Source organism: Gelidibacter sp. (genome assembly GCF_035577925.1).
Lineage (GTDB): Bacteria > Bacteroidota > Bacteroidia > Flavobacteriales > Flavobacteriaceae > Gelidibacter.
The window spans coordinates 1-6,064 of the sequence record NZ_DATJCY010000140.1 but is presented as its reverse complement, the minus strand read 5'-3'; the positions used below and the strand labels follow the sequence as shown (position 1 = coordinate 6,064).

At 34.9% G+C, this 6,064-nt stretch carries 4 protein-coding genes; 1 reads left to right on the top strand and 3 read right to left on the bottom strand.

Annotated elements, in window-relative coordinates:
• Window positions 1–200 precede the first annotated feature (200 nt).
• A complete protein-coding gene (locus tag VNJ50_RS04870; protein WP_325579595.1) occupies window positions 201–1,391 on the bottom strand; it encodes an ATP-binding protein in 1,191 nt (396 codons plus the stop codon).
• 909 nt (window positions 1,392–2,300) lie between these two features.
• On the opposite strand from VNJ50_RS04870, the gene VNJ50_RS04865 reads away from it, so the two are divergent.
• Window positions 2,301–3,236: a glycosyltransferase family 2 protein gene (locus VNJ50_RS04865; protein ID WP_325579593.1), complete on the top strand. Its 936-nt coding sequence runs from the start codon at window positions 2,301–2,303 to the stop codon at window positions 3,234–3,236.
• A 193-nt stretch (window positions 3,237–3,429) separates the two neighbouring features.
• On the opposite strand, the gene VNJ50_RS04860 is transcribed toward VNJ50_RS04865, so the two are convergent.
• Complete coding sequence (locus VNJ50_RS04860) at window positions 3,430–4,386, bottom strand: TerC family protein (RefSeq protein WP_325579592.1); 957 nt, start codon at window positions 4,384–4,386, stop codon at window positions 3,430–3,432.
• A gap of 87 nt (window positions 4,387–4,473) precedes the next feature.
• On the bottom strand, window positions 4,474–5,799 hold the full coding sequence (locus tag VNJ50_RS04855; protein ID WP_325579590.1) for an MATE family efflux transporter: 1,326 nt from the start codon (window positions 5,797–5,799) through the stop codon (window positions 4,474–4,476).
• Window positions 5,800–6,064 lie beyond the last annotated feature (265 nt).

Below are 6,064 nucleotides of genomic sequence, written 5' to 3'. Positions count from 1 at the left end.
CAAACTCCCCGTCCAAACGGCGTGCCTATGTTCCAGCTCGCCCCTTCGCTAAAATAGTCCACAGGACTATTTTTTAACGCTCGGTCGTCATCTGAAGAGGGGAGCTGGGAGTTGGGAGCTGGATGGTGAGTTTTATGGTGGTTTTTGAGTTTATTAGTGGTGTTCTACAGGCAGAATTAGAGCCGTATTCTTAACTGGATTTAGTACATCAATCCAAAAAGCCAAACTGGAATGATATTTCCAAAACCGATTTCAATGCCGTCTTTAGCTATGTAAGCATTTTTTACGTTTGCTATTTGTTTTTTCGTTTTATTTTTTCCTCCAATCTCAAACGTATAGGTTCTGTCGATTACAAAATCGGCAACTTCCGACCGGTTTATTTCGTGCAAACCTTTGAACTGGTTTAAGAAAAAAGTCTCTCGTACATTTCCAATATTAGTGTTTTCTTTTGCCAAAGCATACATCAGGTTACTATTGTTGAGATACAGTTTTTCGGGTTTGGTCAGCACGCCAATTCCCGAAGTGTCTTTGTACAATTCATTGACCAACCCAGCGCGTTCCAGAATTTTAATGCTTTTCACCAACATATTACGGGAAACGCCTATTTTCTCGCTCAACTTTGTGATATTTGGTGTAAATGGCGCACTTGAAGCTATGCTTATAAGTAGTTTTTTCAACTTTATCAAAGTATCATAATTCAAATCTTCCACCGCATTGATATCGATTTCAATGATGAGGTTAATCGTATTTTGGAGTTTTTGGATATAAACATTTTCATTTTCTTTATAATATGGATAAACACCTATTTTTAAGTACTTTTCAAATAGTGGTAAAGGTTTTATCTCATCCAAAAGCTTTGTTGCGATAGCATTGTGATTTTCTAAAATATCTAAAAAGGAATGGGCCTGTACTGTTTTTTTTGTTTCAAATAAGATGAATTCCCTAAAAGACAATTCCTTCAAATTATAAGCAACAGCTCTTCGACTTAAATCCGATTCTGATTTGTAGATTTCGAGCATGGACGAGGAGGTGAATATAATATTGAGTTCCGGGAAATTGTCATAAATTAATTTAATCTCTCTTGACCAATTGATGTATTTGTGAACCTCATCAAGTAGCAAATGTGTTCCTCCGAATTGGGCAAATTGTTTTGCCAAATCATACAGTTTATTCTCAAAAAAATAAATGTGGTCCAAGCTTACGTACAATGTTGACTCTAAAGGTAAATGCGATTTTGCAAGCTGTAAAAGCAATGTTGTTTTACCTGCGCCTCTAGCGCCTTTAATTGCTATTAGACGATTGTTCAAATCGATTTGATAAAGAAGATAGCGCTGTATATTGAGAGGTGTACGCGCTATTTTTGACTGAAACTCTAATAATAAATTTTCCATAATTGCTCTTTGTGGAAAGCAAATATATGAAATACTGTTAATTATGAAAAGCAGTTTTGATTATTTTTTGCTTTTGATAGAAAGCGATTTGGCGGTAAAGTAAGATTTCAGATGTTGTATCTTATGGTAAGGGGTTAAGTGGAAATCAAAATAATATGAGATATGGCGTTTTTTCGTATCATCTGAAGCCTCTAATGAGATATGGATGTTTTTAGTTTTATATGATGAAGAAATAGAAATGCTCTTGAATAGTTTTGGATACAGAGTATTGCCGTTTTAGAGCTTTCTTTGTTTTCAGTGGTTCAAACTCCCCGTCCAAACTGCGTTGCCATGCGCCAGCTCGCCCCTTCGCTAAAATAGTTGTTGCTATTTTTTTTAACTCTTGTATGGCTGATGTTCAAACTCCCCTTTCTTTACCTACGTTCCACTGCGGTAAATTCATTCTTGCTTTTTTATTTTTCAAACTCCCCGTCCAAACTGCGTTTGTCCACCCCTCTTTAACTAAAGAGGGGAGCTGGGAGCTGCATGGTGAGTTTTATAGTGATTTTTGAGTTTGTTAGTGGTGTTCCACAGGCAGAATTGAAGCCGTATTCTTAACTGGATTTAGTACATCAATCCAAAAAGCCAAACTGGAATGATATTTCCAGAACCGATTTCAATGCCGTCTTTAGCATCTTTTAGCCTTTGATATCTTGGTTTGGCCCGCTAAATCTTCATTGTCAAAAACTAAAACCTATCTAAAAGCAACTAAAAAAATTTAAGCTATAATTTTAAAACAGGCTCATATATGTTGTTATTAATCCTGAAAACAAAACAGAAATTGATAGTTATATTAAATTTGTCTATGTAATTTGTATGCTTTGTCTTCGGCTTTTAATGAAACAAAGGGAAAAAACAATAACATGAAATATGATTTCTATCTGTATTCCTATATTTAATTTTGACGTAAGGTCTTTGGTTTTAGACTTATGCAAACAAATACAGCTTGTTTCTGAACATTCAATAGATATTATTTTAATTGACGATGCATCGGAAGAGAAGTTTAGAAGTTTAAATAATATAAAGCACGAGACCATTCAATATATTCAGTTGGAGCAAAACATTGGACGTTCTAAAATTCGGAATTTGTTTTTAACCTATACTTCCAAAAAATATCTATTGTTTTTAGATTGCGATAGTTCAGTTACAGAAAATCTTCAATTTGTACAAAACTATTTGAATGCCATTAAAGAGCATCGTCCTATGGTGGTTTGTGGCGGCAGAATTTATCCAAATAAATGCCCAAGCAATGCACAAAGCTTAAGTTGGAGTTATGGTGTAAACATAGAAAGTCGATCCTTATTTCAAAGACAGAATAAGGCTAATTCCGTATTTCAGTCGAGCAATTTTTTAATACAAAGGTTAGTTTTTCAAAAATTTCCATTTGAAGTGTCTTTAAATCAATACGGACACGAAGATACTTTGTTCGGGATTGCGCTATTTAATCATAACATAGCTGTTTTGCATATCGATAACCCTATTTTGAATATTGATATAGCAGACAATAACAACTTTATCTTAAATAATGCCTTGGCTGCTCAAAATTTGGCGTTTTTAGTGCACAGCGCTATTATTGAAAGAAAGGATTTTAAGCATGTCAGATTATTGGTTTTTTATAGAAAGTTAGAATCCGTTGGACTAGAATTCTTGTTTGCAAAGTTCTTCACTTTTTTTGAGCCTTACATTTTAAATAATCTGAAATCGAGCAAACCGAATTTGAAACTCTTCAATCTGTATAAACTATTTCTCTTTATCAAAGAAAAAAGGGAATTGGAAGAAGTAGGTGAAGCATCAATTATAAGCTAAAAATATAATTGGTTTAAAAATAGATAGGATGTAATAATCGGCTGCTGTCTATTGTTGTGTTTTTTAGGCTTAATACCATCAAAAAAGACTGTCTTTTGGACAGCCTTAATTTAAATATTATCAAAATACATTATGTTCTATGATCTGCATCTTTGTAAAGTGCTGATTTTCATAGTTTTTATTGTGTTTTATTTTAGGATATATTTTCAGTTTTTTTACCTTTTGCTAGAGAAACAATGATTCCTACGGCAAGAGCCAAACCAATAAATCCTAACGACACCCATTCTGGGAATTTATAGTAATGTACAATGAGCATTTTAATACCTACAAACGATAAAATAGCAATTAAGCTGTATTGTAAATAGCTGAATCGCTCCAACATATTTGCTAAAAAGAAATACATGGACCGCAAGCCCAAAATCGCAAAGATGTTAGAACTGAACACTAAGAACGGATCGGAAGTAATGGAGAGAATTGCCGGAACGCTGTCAATAGCAAATACAACATCCATAAACTCAATGACGACCAAAGCTACAAATAATGGTGTGGCAACGGTAAGGTGTCTACGTTTTACAAAAAAATGTTCGCCATCAATATCTCCGGTTATGGGCATTATTTTTCTGAGTGTCCTGAAAACCAAAGAATCTTTAGGATTAAAATCGTGGTCATCTTTGGTAAACAACATTTTTAGTGCTGTAAATACTAAGAAAGCACCAAATATATAGGTCATCCATGAGAATTTATGGATCAGCATCACGCCCAAGAAAATCATTAATCCTCTAAAAACCACGGCACCCAAAATTCCCCAGAATAATACACGGTGTTGGTAAATTGCCGGAATCTTGAAGGAAGCAAATACAATAGCTATTACAAATATATTATCAATACTTAATGATAGCTCAATCAGATATCCTGTAATATACTTAACCATGGCATCGTGCGGCAAGAGTTGATCTGGATTTTCAATATGTACACCGCCGCTATATAACCAATATACAACGCCCGAAAAGGCAAATGATAAGGTTACCCAAACTGCCGTCCAGATCCCTGCTTCCTTTGAGCTGATAACATGGGGGTTTTTGTTAAAAACTCCTAAGTCTAGTGCCAAAAAGAGCATAATTCCAATAATAAATATAATCCAAACTGTCATTTGAGGTATGTTTTAGTTGTGCAAATATACTTCTAAATCATCTAAAATATTTTCAACAAAAGAAAAATTTGATATTTATGCGTTGAATTATTTGATCTCAAAGTGCTGTAGGATTTTTGGATAGTAGAATCCTAGAGTAAATCCACGAACGACTACATAAAATATAAAAGCCAACCATAATCCCGTATTTTCATAAAAATGGACAAGGATTAATCCTACGCCGATAAATGCAACAAGTGCCATTAGGGTTGCGTTTCGCATCTCCTTGCTTTTGGTAACGCCAATAAAAACACCGTCGAGTTGAAAGGCTACAAATGAAAATAAAATATAAAATACCGTATAATTTTTATAGTTGGACGCAATGGCCTGTACTTGCATATCTTTAGTGAGCAAACGAATTGCGGGATCACTAAACAAGAAAACGGCCAGTGCAAGAAATATAGCCGTAATGCCTGCCAATATGGTGGATTGTTTGACTTGAAGTTTAAAACCCAATTTGTCGTTGGCACCAAACGCTTTTCCGGCAAGCATTTCGACTACGTGCGCGTAGCCGTCCAAGAAAAAAGCAGACAGTGTTATAAATTGCAATAACACGTGATTAGCCGCAAGAATAGAATCTCCAAATTTAGCACCTTGATTGGCAAACCATGCAAATCCGCTTAGTAAAGCCAAGGTGCGGATCATAATATCGGAATTTACTTTAAGCAAGGCAATCAATTTTGAGGAGTCCAAAATGTGGATCTTCAATTCTTGAATCCGATGTAATGGTCGTTTAATTTTTAATTGATGAAATACTATATATCCAGCAAAAAACAAAGTAAGCCATTCCGCCAAAACGGTTCCGAGTGCAATACCTTTTACGCCCATATCAAATCCAAGAACAAAAGTAACATTGAGGACTATGTTCAAACCATTTAAAAACAATTGTGTCCAAAGCAGTTGCTTGGTCCATCCCATACCGATGAGTGTTCCTAATAATGAAAATGTAATTAATGTTGCCGGTGCGCCCCAAATACGGATGTAGAAATAATCTTTGACCAAGGTTTTAATGGCATCACTGGCACTTAATAGATAGACTGAAAGATTACCGATTGGCTGTTGAAAAACAATCAGAGTTATGCCTATCAAAGCACCCAGAAAAATAGATCGGAATACTAAGGCATGAAGTTCATTTTCATTTTTTGCGCCCGAGGCTTGCGCCACAAAACCGGTAGTTCCCATTCTTAAAAACCCAAATCCCCAGTACACAAAACTAAACACTAAAGTAGCCAGTGCAATAGCTCCAAGGTGTGAAGCCGATGCGGTCTGGCCAATAGTAGCCGTATCTACCAAACCCAAAAGCGGTACTGACGCATTGGCAATGATAATTGGGATGGCCAATTTGATGATGTGTAAATAATTGCTTGTTTGCATGGATCAATGACAGCTAAAAACCGTGTAAGTTTAAATAAACACAAACCTACCCAACTTTTTGTAAATGGATTTAGAGCCTGTTTAAATTTTAACGAAAATATTTATTTTGGAAGTATTTATTTTTCTTAGTTGTCTTTTTATGCTCTTTTTACCATCTTTTAGCCTTTGATTACTTGATTTAGCCCGCTAAATCTTCATTATCAAAAACTAAAATCTATCTAAAAATATCTATAAAAATTCAAACTATAATTTTTAAACAGGCTCT